The organism is Sphingobium sp. PAMC28499 (genome assembly GCF_004795815.1).
Classification (GTDB): domain Bacteria; phylum Pseudomonadota; class Alphaproteobacteria; order Sphingomonadales; family Sphingomonadaceae; genus Sphingobium; species Sphingobium yanoikuyae.
The window spans coordinates 2646662-2666105 of sequence record NZ_CP039248.1 but is presented as its reverse complement, the minus strand read 5'-3'; the positions used below and the strand labels follow the sequence as shown (position 1 = coordinate 2666105).

Here is a 19444-nt window from a genome sequence, read left to right as displayed (position 1 = left end):
GGCTGGGCCGGGACCATGGACCGGATCAGAACTGCATCTTGACCTGGCCGCCCAGCGCCAGCGCATCATTGGTACGGCGATAGGAAAAGGCGCCGGGATCGAGAATATATTGGACGTCCGGCCGGATGCTGAGCCAGCGCCGCAGCTGGATGCCATAGCTCATTTCGATCGCGGTCTCGCCCACCGGCAGCGCGGCATAGCCGCCGGGAATAGCCTGCGCATCGGCCTCGGCGCGGCGCAGGCGCGGATTGACCTGCGCATGGACGATGCCGATCGAGATGCTGTCGGCGTCCCGCCCTGCAAAGGTGCCGGTCTTGACCAGCCCGGCGGCATACCAGTGGGTGATCTGGGCCGACGCCTCCGGATTGGCGGTGAACTGGGCGAAGATGGAGAGGCCGCGATTACCCGTCCCTTCGCGCAGGATCATCTGGTCGGCCAGCGCATAGACGCCATAGCGGCCACGCAGCCTGCCCTGCTCGCCGCGCCGGGCGGCGCGTGACGTGTCATAATAGGCGCCGATCTTGTAATGGCCCGGCAGCACATGGCTGCCCGGCGCGATGCCGGGATCATATTCCAGCTCCAGCGGCAACAGCACGCCGGTCGTGCCGCCGGCAAAGGGGCGGAAGGCATTGTCGGGATCGTTGAGCCGCGGATTGACCTGATAGACGCCGGTGCGCAGCGCCAGATCCGGCCGGATGCGATAACGCACCGCCGCGCCCCAGCGGGCATTGGGATAATTATACCAGCCGCTATTGCCCGATTCCGACAGCGGATGGGCACAGAAGGCCGCATTGACGAAATTGCAGCCCAGGATCATCCCGCCCAGATCATTGCCCATGGCGAAATAGCCCAGGCGCAGGTTGAGCCGGCCATTGTCGATATTCTGTTCGTAGCTGAGCTCCGACAGGCGGGTATAATTGCCGCCGGCCGCCTCCTGGATCGGCAGGCGATTGCCGACAATGTCGGAAGAGAGGCCGACGCCGCGCCGGTCGTTGATGGTGACATGCACGATGCCGCCGGAGAGGCCGACAATCCGGTCCATGTCGAAATCGAGGCTGGCGCGCAATTGCTGGGTATAGGCGCTGCCCTGCCGCTGGCCGCCATCGACCGCGGCAAGGGCTTCGCCGACATAGTCCGCGCGCACCGTAACGCCCGCCTGCTTCAGCCGCGTGCGCAGCCCGCCCCAGTCGCCGGTCAGCGTCTCGCGCGGGGCCGCCACCGGCTTTTCCGGCGCGGTCTCCTGCGCATGGGCGCCCGCAACCGGCAGCAGGGTCAGCAATATCGCCACGGTCAGGCGGGCATGATGGTGAAGATGTTGGGCCAAAGCCCCTCCCTTCCGCGCGGCACATCTGCGCGCGGTGACATGAATGATGACGACAAACAGGCGGAGCGGCGCCGGGCCGCCCCGCCCATGGTTCAGCGCAGCGTGTAGGCGATCACATAATCGCCCCGATCAGGCGACTGGCGCGCGCCGCCCGCCGTCACGACCACATATTGCTTGCCGCTTCTGGGCGACTTGTAGCTCATCGGGCCGCCCTGGCTGCCGACCGGCAGGCGGGCCTTCCAGACTTCCGCGCCGGTCGCCGCATTGAAGGCGCGCAGGTAGAAATCCTGCGTGCCGGCGATGAAGACCAGGCCGCCCTGCGTCGCCAGCGTACCGCCCAGCGTCGGCATGCCGATCGGGATCGGCAGGCCCATGCGGATGCCCATCGGCCCGGTGTCGCGCACCGTGCCCACCGGCACCTGCCATTTGATCGCGCGGCTCTTGAGGTCGATCGCGGTCAGCGTGCCATAGGGCGGCGCCTGACAGGGAATGCCCAGTGCCGACAGGAAGCGGTCCTTCACCACCGAATAGGGCGTGCCCTTCAGCGGAACGCTGCCCATGCCGGTATTGACCGCCTCGCCCGCGCTGCCCGACTGGCCCTTCTGCGCTGCGGTCTGCGGGAACATCTGCACCCACAGGCCAAGGCGCATGTCGTTGACGAAGATGGTGCCGCTGGTCGGATCGGTCGAGATGCCGCCCCAGTTCATGCCGCCCAGCGATCCGGGGAAGCTCAGCGACTTGTCGGTGCCCGGCGCGGTGTAAAGCCCTTCATAGCGCATGCCCTTGAAGGCGATGCGGCAGAGCAGCTGGTCGAACGGGGTGGCGCCCCACATGTCCGCCTCGGTCAGTGGCCCCACGCCGATCTGCGGCATGCCCAGCGACTTGGGTTGGGTCAGCGAATAAGGCTCGCCCGGAATATTTGCCGGCTTGACCGGCACTTCCTTGACGTCCGTCAGCGGCTTGCCGGTGGCGCGATCGAGCACATAGACCTGCCCCGCCTTGGTGCCGAAGACGAGCGCAGGCACCTTGCGGGCGGCATCGATGGGGAAGTCGACGAAGCTCGGCTGCATCGGCAGGTCGAAGTCCCAAAGGTCGTTATGGACGGTCTGGAAATGCCATTTCTCACGGCCGGTGGTGGCATCGAGCGCCAGCATCGACGCGCCATATTTATGATCGAGCGCGCTGCGGGTGACGCCATAGAGATCGACCGAGGCGCTGCCGACCGGCATGAACACGGTGTTGGACGCGGGATCATAGGACATGGCGGCCCAGACATTGGGGGTCGACCGGGCATAGGTCTTGCCTGCCGCCGGCGCGCCGGTGATCGCCGGATTGCCCGGATCGAAGGCCCAGCGCAGCTTGCCCGTTATGACGTCGAAGCCGCGCATCACGCCGCCCGGCATATCGACCTGTACATTGTCAGCCACACGGCCACCAACCACGACGGTCGTGCCCGCCAGCGTCGGCGCGGAGGTCAGCTGATATTGGGGATCGGGCGCATTGCCCAGGCCAGCCTTCAGGTCGACCCGGCCATTGGTGCCGAAATCAGGGCAGAATTTGCCAGTGTCGGCATCGAGCGCAATCAGTTCGGCATTGATGGTGTTCATCAGGATGCGACGCTGGCAAGCGGCGCCGGCCGGCACGGTCGCTGCCGTCACCGGCGTTGCGCCCGGCAGGCTCGGCTGCTGGATCGGCGCATGGGCGTCGAAATAGGCCAGGCCCCGGCAGCGCATCCAGACCGAGGCCTTGGCATTGATCAGCGTCTTCCACTTTTCGCGGCCGGTATCGGCGTCGAGGGCGATGACATTGTTATGCGGGGTGCAGATGAACAGGGTGTCGCCGATCTGCAGCGGGGTATTCTGGTCCTCGGCGCCATTGCCGTCGCTCTGCGCGACGTCGCCAGTGCGATAGGTCCAGGCGACCTTGAGCTTGTTCACATTGTCGCGGGTGATCTGGTCGAGCGCGACGAAGCGGCTGCCACCTGGCGTATTGCCATAGGCGGTCCAGTCCTTCTGCTCGCGCGCCGGATCGACCGGCACCAGCGAAGCCACCTGCCCGGCAAAGGGCACGGTCGGATGAACCATGAACATGCCGGCGGCACCGGCCGCCGAACCCAGGCCGACCAGCGTTGCCATCAGCAATGCAGGCCGCCAGGCGGGCGCAGAACCGTCGCCGCGCCGCAGCAGCGGATAAGACAGCGCAACGACGGTCGCGCCGCCCCCCATCGCCAGCAGGCGGGAAATGAGCGGCCAGAAGCTGAAGCCGACTTCCCACAACGCCCAGCAAATGGTCAGCAGGAAGGTAGCGCCAAAGAGCAGGCCGCCACTGGTCTTGCGCAGGCCAATGAGGCCGCCCGCAAGGACCAGCGCGATGCCGGCGATCAGGAAATAGGGACTGCCGCCCAGGCTGACGAGCTTGCCGCCGCCAATGGCGAAAAAGAGGCCAGCGGCAAGGATCACCGCCCCCAACAGAAGCAGCCAACCGCGAACGAGCGGCTGGCCGTGCATTTTCGTGCCTGACACGCGGCACCTCCTTCATCTCTTATGGTCGTCGGAGAGCGGTGCCCACGGGTCCACAGGCCGATCGAGTCGCCCAGCCCTGACGGCTGCGACATTGTGTACCATTTAGTACACTCCTGCCTCGCTGGCAAGTTGGGCGCTAATCCCGCGAGGGGACGTGCGATGCCGCTGAGGGTTTCCCACAGCGATACGTTATCCCCGGCATGAGCCCATGGGATCGCAGCCCAGCATTTTCCGCGACTTGCACAGATATCGTTGAGGTTTGGCCAACTGCTAGCGTTTTGGGGGTTTCGATGAACCTGGACGAAACTGACCGGAAGATATTGAACAAGCTTCAGACCGATGGTCGCATAACCAACCAGGATCTGGCCAAGCATTGCAACCTCTCGCCATCGGCCTGTTTCGACCGGACGCGCAAGCTGCGCGACAATGGCTATATCTCTTCCTATGTCGCGCTGCTCGATCCGCATCTGAACCAGCGGCCGCTGCTGATCTTCATCGAAGTGCTGCTCAACCGCACCACCGGCGACATCTTCCGCCAGTTTGCCGAAGCGACGCGGCGGCAGCGGGACATATTGGAATGCCATATGGTGGCCGGCGGTTTCGACTATCTGATCAAGGTGCGGATGAAGGACATGGCCGCCTATCGGAAATTCCTGGCCGAGGAACTGGTCGACATGCCGGGTGTGCGCGAGACGCGGACCTATGCGGTGCTGGAAGAGGTCAAGTCGACCACGGCGCTACCGCTGTGATGGCGGCAACGGCGCCCCTGTTCGGGCGCCGTTGCCTGGACCTTACATCTGAAGCTTACATGGCGTTGGGATTGGCCGGGCCGGCGCCGGCCTGGCCGGTACGCGCCTTTTCCGCCTTCACCATCTCGGCCACTTCGGCCAGCAGCTTCTTGGCATCATAGACGATGCCGTCCTTGATCGTGTAGCTGACGCCGCCGACCATTTCCTGCTTGTTGGTTTCCGGGTTCAGGCGCGAATGACCGGTGCCATAGAGGGTCTTGAGATTGGCCAGCGGGTTTTCCTTGGTGATGACCATGTCGGCCAGCATGCCGACGCGCAGCACGCCGGTCGGCGGCGCCATGCCCTTGGGCTCGTAGAGGGTCTGCGAACCCCACATGGTAGCCGAGCGCATGATCTCCAGCGGCGAGAAGCCGGCTTCGCGCAGCAGTTCCAGTTCCTCGATATAGGCGAAGCCATAGACTTTGTAGATGAAGCCGGAATCGGTGCCGACCGTCACCCGGCCGCCGATATTCTTATAGTCGTTCACCAGCTTGAAATAGTTGTTGTAGAATTTCTTCCACGCAAACTCGTTCTCGGTGCCCCAGTCGTAGAAATAGGAGCCGTGATTGTCGCGGGTCGACTGGAAATAGGCCCAGAGCTGCGGCGTGGTGTAGAGATTCTGCCAGTCGGCATTGCGCGCCCGCATCAGGTCGCGGGATGCCGCATAGATGTTCATCGTCGGGTCGAAGGTGACATGCTTCTCCTTCTGATGCTTCAGATAATCCCACCAGCGTTCGGATTCCGGTTCAACCGTCTGGTTCCAGATTTCCGCCACCTCGCCGAAGCGATGCTGTTCATTGTTATAGTCATAGTCGGACGGAAAGCGCTGGATCGTTCCGTCCTTCAACAGGGATTCGAAATGGCCATAATAATGGGTGACGGTATCCAGCCCCGCCTCGGCCGCGTCATAGGCGTTGAAATTGGCGACGCCGGTCTGTGACAGATGGGCCGTGGTGCCCATCCTGTTCTTGTGCGCCTCGTCAATGGCGGCGGCGATGATCTGCGGCGTCTCCTCGGGCCGATTGAAGAATTTGATGCCGTCGATATTGTGCGCGGCAGCCCATTTGACCCAGGCGCGCGCCTTGTCCGGGCTGTCGATCGGCCCGCCGTCCCAGCCGGCACCCAGCGTCTGGTAGTTGAAGATGCGCGGCGCCGCGATCTCGTTGGCGGCGGAGCGGTTCTTTTCCGAACTGGCGACGACCGGATCAGCCAGCGGCACGCCGCGCACCGTGGTCACGCCATGGGCCAGCCACAGCTTGTAGGCATAGCTCATATCCGGCGCCTTGTCGCTGGCGGGGGTGTGGACATGCATGTCGTTGAAGCCGGGCATCACATACATGCCGGTCGCGTCGATCTCATAATCGGCGTCGGTCGGCGCACGCCCCTTCGCCTGCGGCAGGCCGGGCCAGCCGGCCTGGGTGATGGCGGTGATCTTGTTGCCTTCCACCACGATGTCATAGGGGCCGCGCGGCGGCGCGCCGGTGCCGTCGATCAGGGTCGCGCCACGGATCACGAGTTTGCGGAAGGGGCCGACATTGTCAGCGCTGCCGCGCGCCGGCGCGGGCACGAAGGTCGGCTTCTTGCCATTGACGATGCCGGCCGCGCCACCGACATACCATTCGTCCGGATCATGCGCATGAGAGGCGCTGGCGACCGTCATGAGGGCGAGCGCAGCAAGGCCCGACCGGATCAGCATCTTGTTCTTCATTCTTTTCCCGTCCCTGTTGAATTATAACGCCCCGTCCCGTTACGGGTGGGACAGCCCCTGTTCCGGCATGCCCATGCGCCGCTTTTCCGCAACGACCATGTCCGCGACATCCGCCAGCAATTTCTTCGCGTCATAGACGATGCCGTCCTTGATCGTGTAGCTGACGCCGCCCACTCGTTCGAGCCGCTGGGTCTGTTCGTTGAGGCGCAGCGTGCCGGTGCCGTAGAGCGTCTTGAAATTCTGCAGCGGATTTTCCTTGAGGATGACAAGGTCCGCCAGCTTGCCGACGCGAACCGTGCCGATCGGCGGCACTTCGCCCCTGGGATCATAGAGCGTCAGCGCGACGTTCAGCGTCGCCGACTGGATCACCTGCGACGGATTGAAGCCGGCTTCCTGCAGCAGTTCCAGTTCCTGGACATAGCCAAAGCCATAGGGCTTGAAGATGAAGCCGGAGTCCGAACCGGTGGTCACGCGCCCGCCGATATTCTTGTAGTCGTTAATCCGGCGCATATATTTGTGGTAGAAATTCCGCCACTTGACCTCGATCGCGGTGGTCCAGTCATAGAAATAGGAGCCGTGGTTCTCGCGCGAGGACATGTAAAAATTCCACAGCTGCGGCATGGTATATTTGTCGTGCCAGTCGGCATTGCGCGCCAGCATCAGGTCGCGGCCGGCAGCATAGATGGTCATGGTGGGGTCGAAGGTGACATGATTGGCCTTCTGATGCTCCAGATAGGCCCACCAGCGGTCCGATCCCGGCTCGACGCTTTCTTCCGCCAGATTGGCGACATTGCCGAACCGATCCTGCTCGTCGGCATAATTATAGTCGACCGGCCAGTTCTGGACCGGGCCATTCTTCAGCAGGGATTCGAAATGGCCGTAGAAATGGGTGACGGTGCCAAGGCCCGCATCGCCGGCTTGTTCGGCATTCATGCGCCCCACGCCGATCTGGGACAGATGCGCCGTGGTGCCCAGTTTCAGCTTCTTCGCCTCATCCATGATGGCGGCCATCACTTCGGGCGGCTGGTCCGGGTCGTCCAGCAGCTTGATGCCGTCGATCCCCTGCTTGGCCGCCCATTGCACCCAGGCGCGGGCCTTTTCGGGCGTATTGGTGCGGCCACCGGTCCAGCCCTTGCCCTGGCCAGGACGCTGATAGGCGAAGATGCGGGGCGCGACGATCTCGTTACGGGCGGAGCGTGCCCGTTCGCTCAGCGACACTTCCATGGGGGCGAGGTCGACGCCGCGCACCGTTGTGACGCCATGGGCGAGCCACAGCTTGTAGGAATAGGACAGGTCCGGCGCCTTGTCGTCGGTGGATCCATGGACATGCATGTCGATGAAGCCGGGCGTCACGAACATGCCGGTCGCGTCCAGTTCATAATCGGCGTCAGTCGGCGCGCGTCCCTGCTTGAATGGCAGACCGGGCGTTCCGGCCGGCAAGATGTCGGCGATGACGTCATTTTCGATGACGATGTCGACCGGGCCGCGCGGCGGCGCACCGCTGCCGTCGATCAGGGTGACGCCGCGGATCACCATCTTGCGGAACGGGCCGGCGCCTTCGCCGGCAGCACGTGCTGGTGCGGGATTGGCGCCGGCGCGGGGCTTGACCGCTTCCACGGGCGCCTTGGCAGGCTGGGCGATCGCCCCTCCGGCAGCCAGCGCGAGCAGTGAAAGGCCGGCGAAACACATGTGTCGCTTGAACATATCATCCCCCTGTGTCGATCATGGGGCCGCCATAAGGCCCCCGAAAAGGGAGGCGACCGACAGGCCGCCCCCGTGCCAGGCGATCAGAACTTCTTGGTGAGGTTGATGCCGTAGGTGCGCGGCGGCGCGGTAAACACCACCGTCTTGCCGCCGGTGTTGCTGCTGGAACTGGAGCTGACCACCGCCAGTTCATTGAACAGATTGTTCACGAAGAAATGGGCGCCCCAGTTGTTGTCGCTGGCCTGAACGCCCAGGCGCAGGTTGGTCAGCGTATAATCATCCAGCCGGCGCCGATAGGTGTCGGTCGGGCTGATCGTGCTGTAGGAACTGCCATTATAGGTGACGTCGGTGCGAATGACGGCATCCATCGCATCGGTCAGCATATGCTTATATTCGGCCGATCCGCCAAAATTCCATTTCGGCACATTGGCGATCCGGTCGCCCTTGCGACCCGATGCCACGACGATGGTGCTGACCTGGTCCTCAGTGAGCTTGGCATCGGTGTAGGAACCGTTGGCGCTGAAGCTGATGCCGGCAATCTCGGTGGAGAATTCCGCCTCGACGCCGCGAATGCGGGCCGCGCCGACGTTGGAGATGAGGCCGAAGACCGAGCCGGTACCCGCCGTACGGGCCGACACCTGCATGTTGCTCCAGTCGATCTGGTAGGTCGCCATGTTGAGATAGGTGCGCGGCAGGATCTTGCTCTTGAAGCCCAGCTCATAGTTCCACAGGCTGTCCGATGTGTAGGCGGCCAGCGCCGCCGACAGGCCGATCACCTGGTTGACGCCGCCGGGCCGGAAGCCCTGCGCGGCCTGGGCATAGACCATCACATCGGGGGTCGCCTGATAGGAGATGTTGAACTTGGTGAGCACGCCGTCCTCGGACGACTTGGCTTCGGTATAGGGCGTCACGACCGACGCATAATGTTCCTGGCCCATGTCGATCCGGCCGCCGACCGTCTTCTTATAATCATAATAGCGCGCGCCTGCGGTCAGCGTCAGCTTGTCGAACAGCTTGTAGGAGATTTCGGCGAAGACCGCCTTCTGCTTCAGCTTGTCGTTGATGGTGCGATCATAGGCGAGATTGGCGATATCGTCCGGATCGTAGAGGAAGCCGGTGTCCGGATCGGCCTTGAGCAGGGTCGAGCGCACCACCGTCTTGCGGTCCTCGCTGAACAGGCCGACGGTCCAGTTGAGCGGGCCATCCCCGGTCGAACTCAGGCGGATTTCGTTGAGCCAGTTCTTGACCGATTGCGGCTGATACAGGCTGGACGACAGCAGGGCGCGGGTATCCGACAGATAATCGGCCAGCACGTCGGCGGAGCAGGCCGCACCATTGCCGCGATAGGTCTGGCAGCGGGCCGCGGTGTCGCGGCCGTTGAACGTATCGCTGACATCGCCGACGACGATGCGGTCGCGGTCGGTGTAAGTGGTGATGGCGGTCAGCGCGACCGGGCCGAAATCATAGTTGAGCGTCGCATTGTAGATGCGGTTGGTGTCGTAATTGCCCGATTCCGATCGCGCGTCGGTGGTCCAGCGCTTGCCGGTTTCGGCATACCAGCGCGGCGATTCACCGGCCGCCTTCTCGTAATTGGCGCTCAGGTCCAGCGTCAGCGCCTCGGTCGGCGTGAAGCGCAGCATGATGCGCCCGCCATAGGTGTAGGGATCGTTGATATTCTTGTAGCCATAATAGCTGTTGTCGACATAGCCCGCGACCTGGGTGGCGTTGCCGACGATGCGGATGGCCAGCTTGTCCTCGATCAGCGGGACGTTCAGCATCCCGTCGAAGGAGGCGCCCATCGATCCGCCCTCGACCGCCGACATGGTGCTGGCAAAGGCCGCCTCGATCTTGTCGGTCTTGGGCTTGTTGAAGATGATGCGCAGCGTGCCGCCCATCGAACCGGAACCGTAGAGCGTGCCCTGGGGGCCGCGCAGCACTTCGGCGCGCTCCACGTCGAAGATGCGGAAATCGGGCGTGGCGCCGGCCGCATCGCTGGTGGTGCCGACCGATCCGGATACGGGTGCTTCGTCATAATAGACGCCGACCGTCGGTTCACCGGCTGCCGTGACGCCGCGCAGGATGACGCGGCGATTGCCGGGGCCGCCATCGACGATGCGCAGGCTGGGCGTATCGCGGGTCAGTTCGGTAAAGCTGCTGGTGCCGGCTGCTTCCAGGCTGGCGCCGGTGACTGCGGTAATGGCGATCGGCGTGTCCTGAACGCGGGTGTTGCGCTTGAGCGCGGTAACGACGATTTCGCCCTGATCCTGTTCCTGGGCCTGTGCGACGCCGCCAGCCATGGCGACCATGCAGGATAATGCACTGCCGGCCTGCAACAGCTTGAAAAGGCGACCCTTGTGAGATGACAACATAAAAACCCCCTGTTTTTATTTGTTTTCCTCGCCACATTTCTGTTCTTTTCTGGAGGAAACGGTATCAAGGGGGCGGCCGAATGTGTTTCGTAACATTTGACGATTTTGGAAATAATCCGCAGATTATTCGGCAATTCCGACAAAATGCCGACAATCTTGCGAACAGGAATCGCGGACGCTGATCCGGCAACGGGCATCTGGCCTGATCGCGATTTGTGCCATGACGCCCCGCCCCTGTTCAAGGCCGCAACACCCATCCGCCATCGACATGGATCGTCTGGCCGGTAATCCATCGCCCAGCGTCCGAGCAAAGAAGCAGCGCCGTGCCGACCAGTTCATCCGGCTCGCCGCGCGGACGCAGGGCGCAACTCATCTGCAGGAACTGGATGAACGGGGAATCATCGGGCACCAGCATCTTGCCGGCGTCCGAAGTGACATTGCCGGGCGCGATCGCGTTGCTGGTGATATTGTCCTTGCCAAATTGCTTGGCGAGCGTGGTCGTCAGCCCCACCAGCGCCAGCTTGGAAATGCCGTAGAGACCGGTTGCCGGAAAGGCACCGCCCGACGTCTGGTTGATGATCCGTCCGCCACCACGCGCCCGCATCGAAGGGATCACCGCGCGGGCACAGAGCAGCGCACCATTGAGATTGACCGCAAAGGCCCGGTTCCAGGCGTCGAGGCTGACGGCCTCAATATTGTCGTAACTGATGTCGACCATCAGCGCGGCATTGTTGATGAGGATGTCGACGCCGCCAAAGGCATCACTCGCCGTCGTCGCCATGGCCAGCGTCGATGCCTCATCAGCCACATCGACCTTGACGGCAATGGCGCGGCCGCCACCGGCCACAATCTCGTCGGCCACCGCCTGCGCGCCTTCGCCATTGAGGTCAGCAACGACGACTGCGGCACCGGCCGCCGCCAGCCCCAGCGCATAGGCCCGGCCAATGGAATTGCCGCGTCCGCCGGCACCGGTGACGATCGCGACTTTGCCGTCGAGGCGGAACTGATCGAGGGTGAAGGACATGATTGGATCTCCTGAAAAGGTCAGTCGCCGCAGACGGCGGATAGGAAGGGCATCGCGGCGCGGGACAGGGCTTCGGCACCGGCGTCACCGGGCAGGCTGTGCATCAGCAGACCGACATCCTTGCGCAGCAGCGGCGCGCCATGGGCAAAGGCGCCCGGCGTCGGCAGGCGGGCATAGACCTCGAAGCCGAAGCTGCGGCCGCTGCTCGCCTTGATGAGGTTGCGCAGGGCTGCGCCATCCAGGTCCAGCGCTCTGCCCGCCTCCATCGCGGCATGGGCCAGTCCCATATTGGCCGCCATCAGCGCGTTGTTGACGATCTTCGCCCGTTGCCCGGCGCCGACATCGCCCATCCGCACGATCAGGCCGCCAAAGCTTTCCAGCACCGGCCGGGCGGCCTCGAAGACATCGACCGCACCGCCACACATCAGGGTCAAGGTGCCGGTCGCCGCGGCGGGGCCACCGCCACTGACCGGCGCATCGAGGAAGGCGATGCCCCGTTCCGCGCAGCGCTCGGCCAGTGCGACGCAATGGTCGGGCAATATCGTCGAATGGATGACGATCCGGCTGCCCGGTCGCATCGCGGGCAGCAATTGTCCGACGATCTCCGCCACGCCGGCGTCATCGACGACGCAGATGCCGACATGATCGCAGGTCGCACCCAATGTCGCGATGTCCGGCGCTGCCGTGGCGCCCTTTTCGACGAAGGGCGCCAGCGCATCCGCACGGCGGGCCCAGAGCATGAGCGGATAGCCAGCGGCAGCGATCCGTTCAGCCATGGGGCCGCCCTGGCTGCCAAGGCCGATGAAACCGATCCGTTCCATCCCGCTCATCCTGCGGTGATCCCGGCATCGATCGAGATGCAATTGCCATGGAAGCCACGCCCGGCCGGCGAGGCGAGCAAGGCGACCATGTCGGCGACATCATCGACCTCGACCGTGCCGCGCATCCCGGAAAAACGCTTGAGCAATTCGAAGTCGCAACCTTCGGGCGGCCGGAAATTGGTGGCGATATTGGTCATCATGCCACCGGGCGCAACGGCGTTGATGCGGATCGGCTGCTTCTGATACTCCATCGCCATGGCCTTGGTGAGGTTGAGAAGGCCGGCTTTCGACGCGCAATAGGCGGCGGCATAGGCCTCGCCGATGAAGGCGGCCGAAGAGACGACATTCACGATCGCGCCATTGACCTTCAGCAGATGCGGGATTGCCGCCTGTGACAGCAGGAAGGGCGCGGTAAGGTTGACCGCCAGCGTCTTGTCCCAAAGCAGCCGGGGCATGTCGGGCGAATTGGCGAGATAGATGAGGCCAGCGACATTGCAAAGCGCATCGAGCTGGCTGAAATGGGCGACAGCCGCATCGACGGTGGCCCGGCAAGCGTCAGGATCGGCCAGATCGACCATCGCGGTCTGATGCTCGCCCTCAGGAAGCAGGCTCAGCGTTTCGGCCACCCCTTCCGCATTGACGTCCACCAGCCACAGCCCAGCGCCGGCCTGTGCCAGTTTCATCGCCGTCGCGCGGCCAAGGCCCGAAGCTGCCCCAGTCACCAGCGCCACCTTGCCGCGCATGTCGATCGCGATGCTCATTGCTTGCCCCCCTCTTTCTGGTTCCAAACCAGGCCCTTGGCGACCTTGCCGGCCATTTCCAGCACCACGCCCTGGATCACCGACGCCTTGGGCCAGCCGGCATGGACCGCATATTGGAGGACGAACTCGTTGAGTTCGGCGGCGGTGCAATTGCCGCTCGCCATCGCAGCATGGAAATGGCTGGCGATCGGCACGGTGGCAGCGGAATCTGCGACGCCCACCAGCGTGAGGAAGCGGCGCGACCGCTGATCGAGGCCCGGCCGACACCACATTTCGCCGAACACGAAGTTCAATATGCCATCCTGCAGATAGGGCAGGCCATTGCCGACGCGCGGGCCGTGAAAGGTCATCACCGCGCGAAATTCGGCAAAGCCCTGCTCCATGCGTTGCTGCGCATCCCAGGGTTCGGCCCGGATCGGTGCCAGCACAGCCGGCGCCAGCCCCTGCTCTGCTTCGACCCGATCGATCGCCGCATCAATCGTCCCCCCCTTGTCCCAGCCGGAATAGACCGCGACATGCAGCGCTGCCTCGCGCAATTCGCCCTGGGTCAGCGCGCCGGTCGTCAACGCCCCACGGACATAGCCGTCCAGCCGGTCGGCGGGCGCATCCGCGCCGGCCGCGGAAGCCAGCGCGATCAGGAAACGTGCGCGCCGATCCAGCCCCGGACGAGACCAGATTTCGGCATAGATGAAATCGCGCCAGCTCTCCGCCACCGGCGATTGCGGCGCGGGATCATCCCGCCCGGTCAGTTCAGACTGGAGGCGACTGCCGAGCGCGTTGCGCACTGCCGGATCACACAGGCTCATTGCCCACCCTCCGGCGCGGCCATGCTCATCCAGATATTCTTGGGCTGGAGAAACTCATGCAACCCCTCGACCCCGCCCAGCCGGCCATGACCGCTCTTCTTGAAGCCGCCGAACGGGCAATTGGGCTGCATCGCCTCACCTGCACCATTCACATGGATCATGCCGGCCTGCAGCTCGCGCGCCAGATGATGGGCGCGGCGCAAATTCTGCGTGTGGACATAGGCACCCAGACCATAGTCGGTGCCGTTGGCGAGCGCGATCGCCTCTTCCTCATCCTCGAACGGCGTCACGACCAGGACCGGGCCAAACACCTCATTCCGGGCGATCTCGCACTGGTCCGGCACATCCGCGAGGATCGTCACCGGCAGGTAGAAGCCATCGGCAAAATCGCCGTCCAGCCGCTGCCCACCCGCGATGATGCGGCCGCCATCGGCGACGCCCCGCGCCACCATCCCGCTGATCCGATCGAGCGCAGTCTGGCTGATCACCGGCCCCAGCACCGTCGCGGGATCAAACGGATCGCCCGACTGCACATGGCCCGCCATCGCCCCGATCAGGTCGAGATAACGGTCATAAATACCGCGCTGGACCAGCAGGCGTGTACCGTTGATGCAGCCCTGCCCATTGGAGGAAATCGCCCCGGTCAGCCCCTTCTTCGCCGCGAGCATCAGGTCGGCATCATCGAACACGACCACGGCCGACTTGCCGCCCAGTTCCAGGCCGACGGGCTTGAGCGACTGGGCCGCATTGGTCAGCACATGGCGCGCGGTCGCGCCCGATCCGATGAACTCGATCTTGTCGATGCCGGGATGGCTGACCATCGCCGCGCCGACATCGGCGCCGCCCGTGACCAGGTTGACGACGCCATCCGGCAGGCCCGCCTCATGCAGCAGTTCGACCAGTTGCATGACGCTGTAGGGGGCAAGTTCCGGTGCCTTGATCACCACGCAATTGCCCGCTGCCAGCACCGGCGCCAGCACCATGGTCGCAGCGAACAGCGGTCCGTTCCACGGCACGATGATGCCGATCACGCCATAGGGATCATAGCTGACATAATCATGGGCCGGCGCGCCCCACATCGGGATGGTGCGACCGTGCAGCTTATCGCACCAGCCGCCGAAATAGCGGAATTTCTGGGCGGCATCATAACCCATATAGGGCGCCACCATCGCCACCGATCCATTTTCGGCGATCAGGCTCGGCGCGAAATCCGCCGACTTGGCCTCCAGCAGGGCGGCGATGCGGAACATGAGGTCGCGCCTCTTGTCGCCGGGCATCGCGCGCCATGCGGGGAAAGCCTTGCGCGCGGCGGCCGTGGCCCGGTCGACATCCTCTGCATCTGCCAACGCCAGTTCCTGCGTCACCTTGCCGGTGCCGGGATAGACATGGGCGTGGCGCGCCTGGCCGGTGGGCACTTCGCGCTTTCCGCCAATGATGATGGGGTGACGCGGCAATGCGTCGATCACGGGATCCCTGAACGCCATGGCTCTCTCCTTCCGGCGCGGCAAGCGCAGCGGCACCGCTCCAGGACCGGGCGGCGACTCTTAGAATTGATATTAATGTGCATATTATTAGATCATCAAGGCGATCGCGCTCAGTATCGCCCTTGCGAAATATCAATCAACATGCACATTAATTCATATGAGCCTCATCCAGCAAAATGACCTGACCGAACCGGCGATCGGCAAGCGGCAGATCGTCCGCCATACCGCCGACACCCTGCGCCGGCGCATCCTCGCTGCATCGGCCGGCGAACAGATTGGTTCACTGCAAACCCTTGCCCGCGAGCTTGAAGTCGGCATCGTCACGGTCCAGCAGGCTGCACGCATCCTGGAGCATGAGGGCTTGCTGGAGGTCCGGCGCGGTCCGGGCGGCGGCTATTATGGCCGACGACCGCAAATGGCCGATCTGGAACGGATGCTGAGCGCTTATCTATGCGGCGAGCCGGGCTCCTGGCGCGAGATACTCGACATCACCTCGCTGCTGTTCAACAGGCTCTGCGCCGCTGCCGCGCGATGTGACGACCAGGCCCTTCACAGGGAATTGCGCGACCTGCGCAATCAGATCGATGCATGCGACAGCATGGACAGGCTCGGCCAGTTGGAAGGCCAACTGCAGGACATATTGTTCAAAATGGTCAGCCAGCCCCTGTTCGAGCTGTTGACCCGTGTTGCGCTGGGGAGCGCGCGCGATGTGGAGCGCGACGGCACCGGGGCCGACATGTTCGACCTCGGCATATGGCGCCACGGTCGCCTGCGCATCATCGACGCGATCGCCGATCATGACCCAGCCCTCGCCCATTTCGAGGCCGACCGCCAAAATCGGCAGGTTTTGGCCACCTTGTGCGCATTCGACCGCGTGTGAAGCAGCATCGCACACCACAAAGCGATGCGTTCGGGTGCCGCCACAGGCACGCGCCGCTGATGGCACCGTCATGATCCATGCATCGGCCATTTAGCCACTTTGCCGACTGTGCGACTTTTACATCATTTAGCAAAAAAGCATCGTCGAATAGATATCCACTCGCAATAGCATTGACAATGCGAATAGGTCGCAATAGCAGCCCCTGCAACAATCGAAAGGGGTTCTGAAACAATGGCGAAATATGGAAACACTCCATCCTTCCTCGCACTGAGCTGCGTCGGCGCAATGGCCTTCGCATCCGGCGCGCACGCGCAGGATAATGGCCAGGGCCAGGCACTGGGTGGCGTCACGGTCACCGACACGGCGATCGACGACAGTTCCATCAAGGTGGAAAAGCCCGAATCGCCCAAATATGTTCGCCCCCTGCTCGACACGCCGCAGACCATCACGGTGATCGGCAACCAGACCATCCAGAAGCAGAACCTCCTCACCCTGCGCGACGTGCTGTCGACCGTTCCGGGCATCACCTTCGGCGCGGGCGAAGGCGGCGGCGGCTATGGCGACAGCATCAACCTGCGTGGCCAGAGCGCCAACACCGACATCAGCATCGATGGCGTGCGCGACAGCGCCCAATATAGCCGCACCGACCCGTTCAACCTGGAGCAGATCGAGGTCACCAACGGCGCCAACTCCGTCTATGGTGGTTCGGGCGCGATCGGCGGCAATATCAACCTGGTCACCAAGCGTCCCAAGGCCGACAGCGAAACGCTGGTTCAGGGCGGCATCGGCACGTCCGACTATTATCGCGCGACCATCGACAGCAATGTCCGCGTCAACGAGCAAATCGCCGTGCGCCTCAACGCCATGTATCATGAAAATGACGTCGCCCGGCGCGATGTCGACAGCTACAAGCGCTGGGGCGTGGCCCCCTCGGTCAAGCTGGGCGTGGAAGGGCCGACCTCGCTGACCCTGCTCTACACCCATCAGGAAGACGAGAATACGCCGCTCTACGGCGTGCCCTATTACAAGAATGCGATCTATGACGGGCCGCTGCCCGGCGCCCCCTATAGCGGCTATTATGGCTACAAGAATCTCGACAAGCAGGATCAGACGATCGACCAGGCGACGGCGATCTTCGACCATCGTTTCAGCGACCTGCTGTCGGTCCGCAACCTGTCGCGCTGGCAGCGCGTCGAGCAGAATCTGGTCGTCAACCCGCCACAGGGCGCCTATTGCCTCGCCAACGGCACGCTGCCGACCGGTGCGGCCTGCGCCGCCGGCCAGGTGCCGGGCATGTATTATCCCAGCGGCCCGCGTGGCGGCTTCCGGGACTCGGTCAACCAGACGCTCTACAATCAGCTCGACCTGACCTTCAATATTCCGGGCGGCCATACGCTGGTCATCGGCACCTCGATGCTGCAGGAAGATTACACGCTGGACAATGGCAACGTCCTGCGCAACGCCAACGGCGCCACGCCGAACCCCACGCTCGATCCGATCAGCATCAGCGATCCGAACGGCATCTATACCGGCTCGGTCAACAAGATCCGGTCCGGCCACCAGATGGGCGACCTGTTCAACATCGCGACCTATGCCTTTGCTGCGGCCAAGATCGTCGATGGGCTCGAACTGAATGGCGGCGTCCGCTGGGAACATAACCGCGCCCGCTTCCGCTCCGACACGATCGCCACGCCGGCCGCCGGCGGCGCCTACACCACCGGCGCGCAGCAGAATGCGACCGACGATCTCTTCTCCTACCGCATCGGCCTGGTCTACAAGCCAGCCGACAATGCCAGCCTCTATGTCGCCTATGCCAACAGCAAGACGCCGACCGCGACCAGCGTGCGGTCGGGCTGCGGCCTGGTGATCGTCGGCTCGGGCGGCAGCAACAATGCCTGCGAAGCCAAACCCGAACAGGCGGTCAATTATGAAGTCGGCGGCAAGATCGACCTGTTCGACGGCGGCCTGCAGCTGACCGCCGCGCTGTTCCGCAACGAACGCACCAATTATCGCGTCGCCAGCAATGATCCGCTGATCGGCACGCTGCCGGTCAATGACGGCCGCAACCGCGTCAACGGCGTCACCCTGGGCGCGTCGGGCAACATCACCGAAGCCTGGACCGTCTTCGCCAACTACACCTATCTCGATACGAAGGTGATCCAGAGCATCTCCGACTATCAGAAGGACCAGGGCGTCGTGGACGTGCAGGCCGGCAATCCGCTGACCAACACGCCCAAGCATTCGGGCAGCCTGTTCACCACCTACACCCTGCCCTTCGGGCTGCAGCTGGGCTATGGCCTGACCTATCAGGGCAGCTGGTATCTCAGCAATTCGAGTGCCGCGACCATGTATAAGGCGGACGATTATCTCGTTCACCGGGCGATGCTGTCCTACACCTTCGACGAGAAGCTGACGGCGCAGCTCAACGTCCAGAACTTCACCAACGAAAAATATTATACCAGCATCCGCAACAATGGCTGGGCCAATCCGGGCGAAGGCCGCTCCTGGGTGCTGACCCTGGGCTACAAGCTCTAACCCCCTCTCCCCGCCAGGCCGGCCATGCCCTCCTCGACATGGCCCGGTCTGGCGAACGGAACGCCCGCAGCCCGCTGCGGGCGTTCTTTTTTTTGACCTGACGGGCATGGCGATGGCAGCGCTGCCTGCTAAGGGAAGCGCCATGACCGCCACCGCCGATCTTGCCATCCGCCTGCGCCGCGCCAGCTTCAACCGGGCGCTCGCCGATGCCGACCTGGCCGCCATCGGGCCGATCCTGGCGCAGGATGTGGTGATGGTGACCGGCACCGACAGCGGCGTCATCGCCGGGCGCAAGGCGCAGCTGATGGCCTGGAAGCGCGAATTTGCCGCGCCCGATCGCAGCATCTACACCCGCACGCCCGACACGATCCTCGTCTCGCCCGTCGAACCGATCGCCTTCGAACATGGCCAGTGGCAGGGCGCCGCCGCATCGTCCGGCATCCTCATTGCCTCGGGCGCCTACACCGCCAAATGGCGGCAGATTGGCAGCGAGTGGCTGATCGAGGCGGAACTTTACCTGACCCTGGCCTGAAAAGTCCGCGTCTTCCCTCGCCAAGACGAGCCGCCACGATCTTCGCGCAATAGTTAATAAAATATTGCCGCGCCGGTCCGACAGGATTATGGCGCGCCCACCCTGTCCTTGGCGCCCCGGCGCCGGAGTCGGGGCCGACAATCCAGGGAGCGGAAGGGGGGACTTCGCCACGCGTCACGCAATCCA

The 19444-nt window shown here is 63.7% G+C and carries 14 protein-coding genes; 4 read left to right on the top strand and 10 right to left on the bottom strand.

The window, feature by feature from the left end; translation table 11 throughout:
- Positions 1-25: 25 nt before the first annotated feature.
- Positions 26-1324: a carbohydrate porin gene (locus E5554_RS12925; protein WP_136187012.1), complete on the bottom strand. Its 1299-nt coding sequence runs from the start codon at positions 1322-1324 to the stop codon at positions 26-28.
- Positions 1325-1416: 92 nt separating this feature from the next.
- Positions 1417-3831 (bottom strand): membrane-bound PQQ-dependent dehydrogenase, glucose/quinate/shikimate family, encoded by a 2415-nt coding sequence (locus E5554_RS12920; protein ID WP_136188352.1) that lies wholly within the window; start codon positions 3829-3831, stop codon positions 1417-1419.
- Between the two features lie 305 nt (positions 3832-4136).
- On the opposite strand from E5554_RS12920, the gene E5554_RS12915 reads away from it, so the two are divergent.
- The gene (locus tag E5554_RS12915) at positions 4137-4595 is read left to right on the top strand and encodes an Lrp/AsnC ligand binding domain-containing protein (protein WP_010336120.1); all 459 of its coding nucleotides are present in this window, start codon (positions 4137-4139) and stop codon (positions 4593-4595) included.
- Between the two features lie 55 nt (positions 4596-4650).
- Here E5554_RS12915 and E5554_RS12910 read toward each other — a convergent pair whose 3' ends face one another.
- The 8 genes from E5554_RS12910 to E5554_RS12875 form a co-directional block, all read right to left on the bottom strand.
- Positions 4651-6342 carry an amidohydrolase family protein gene (locus E5554_RS12910; protein ID WP_136187011.1) on the bottom strand — a complete coding sequence of 564 codons (1692 nt, stop codon included), beginning with the start codon at positions 6340-6342 and terminating at the stop codon, positions 4651-4653.
- Between the two features lie 39 nt (positions 6343-6381).
- Positions 6382-8031, bottom strand: coding sequence for an amidohydrolase family protein (locus tag E5554_RS12905; protein WP_136188351.1), 1650 nt, complete (start codon positions 8029-8031; stop codon positions 6382-6384).
- Between the two features lie 98 nt (positions 8032-8129).
- On the bottom strand, positions 8130-10415 hold the full coding sequence (locus E5554_RS12900) for a TonB-dependent receptor (protein WP_247594253.1): 2286 nt from the start codon (positions 10413-10415) through the stop codon (positions 8130-8132).
- Between the two features lie 238 nt (positions 10416-10653).
- Positions 10654-11439 (bottom strand): SDR family oxidoreductase, encoded by a 786-nt coding sequence (locus E5554_RS12895; protein WP_136187010.1) that lies wholly within the window; start codon positions 11437-11439, stop codon positions 10654-10656.
- A gap of 20 nt (positions 11440-11459) precedes the next feature.
- Positions 11460-12269 carry an NAD(P)-dependent oxidoreductase gene (locus E5554_RS12890; RefSeq protein ID WP_136187009.1) on the bottom strand — a complete coding sequence of 270 codons (810 nt, stop codon included), beginning with the start codon at positions 12267-12269 and terminating at the stop codon, positions 11460-11462.
- Positions 12266-13021 (bottom strand): SDR family oxidoreductase, encoded by a 756-nt coding sequence (locus E5554_RS12885; protein ID WP_136187008.1) that lies wholly within the window; start codon positions 13019-13021, stop codon positions 12266-12268. Before E5554_RS12885 ends, E5554_RS12890 begins: the two co-directional genes overlap by 4 nt.
- On the bottom strand, positions 13018-13827 hold the full coding sequence (locus tag E5554_RS12880) for a carboxymuconolactone decarboxylase family protein (protein ID WP_136187007.1): 810 nt from the start codon (positions 13825-13827) through the stop codon (positions 13018-13020). Before E5554_RS12880 ends, E5554_RS12885 begins: the two co-directional genes overlap by 4 nt.
- Positions 13824-15311: an aldehyde dehydrogenase family protein gene (locus E5554_RS12875; RefSeq protein ID WP_136187006.1), complete on the bottom strand. Its 1488-nt coding sequence runs from the start codon at positions 15309-15311 to the stop codon at positions 13824-13826. Before E5554_RS12875 ends, E5554_RS12880 begins: the two co-directional genes overlap by 4 nt.
- Before the next feature lie 157 nt (positions 15312-15468).
- On the opposite strand from E5554_RS12875, the gene E5554_RS12870 reads away from it, so the two are divergent.
- The 3 genes from E5554_RS12870 (at position 15469) to E5554_RS12860 (ending at position 19258) form a co-directional block, all read left to right on the top strand.
- Positions 15469-16191, top strand: coding sequence for a GntR family transcriptional regulator (locus tag E5554_RS12870; RefSeq protein ID WP_017501166.1), 723 nt, complete (start codon positions 15469-15471; stop codon positions 16189-16191).
- 231 nt (positions 16192-16422) lie between these two features.
- Entirely contained in the window at positions 16423-18726 is a 2304-nt protein-coding gene (locus E5554_RS12865) for a TonB-dependent siderophore receptor (protein WP_136187005.1), read from the top strand.
- 142 nt (positions 18727-18868) lie between these two features.
- Positions 18869-19258 (top strand): DUF4440 domain-containing protein, encoded by a 390-nt coding sequence (locus E5554_RS12860; RefSeq protein WP_048937052.1) that lies wholly within the window; start codon positions 18869-18871, stop codon positions 19256-19258.
- Positions 19259-19444 lie beyond the last annotated feature (186 nt).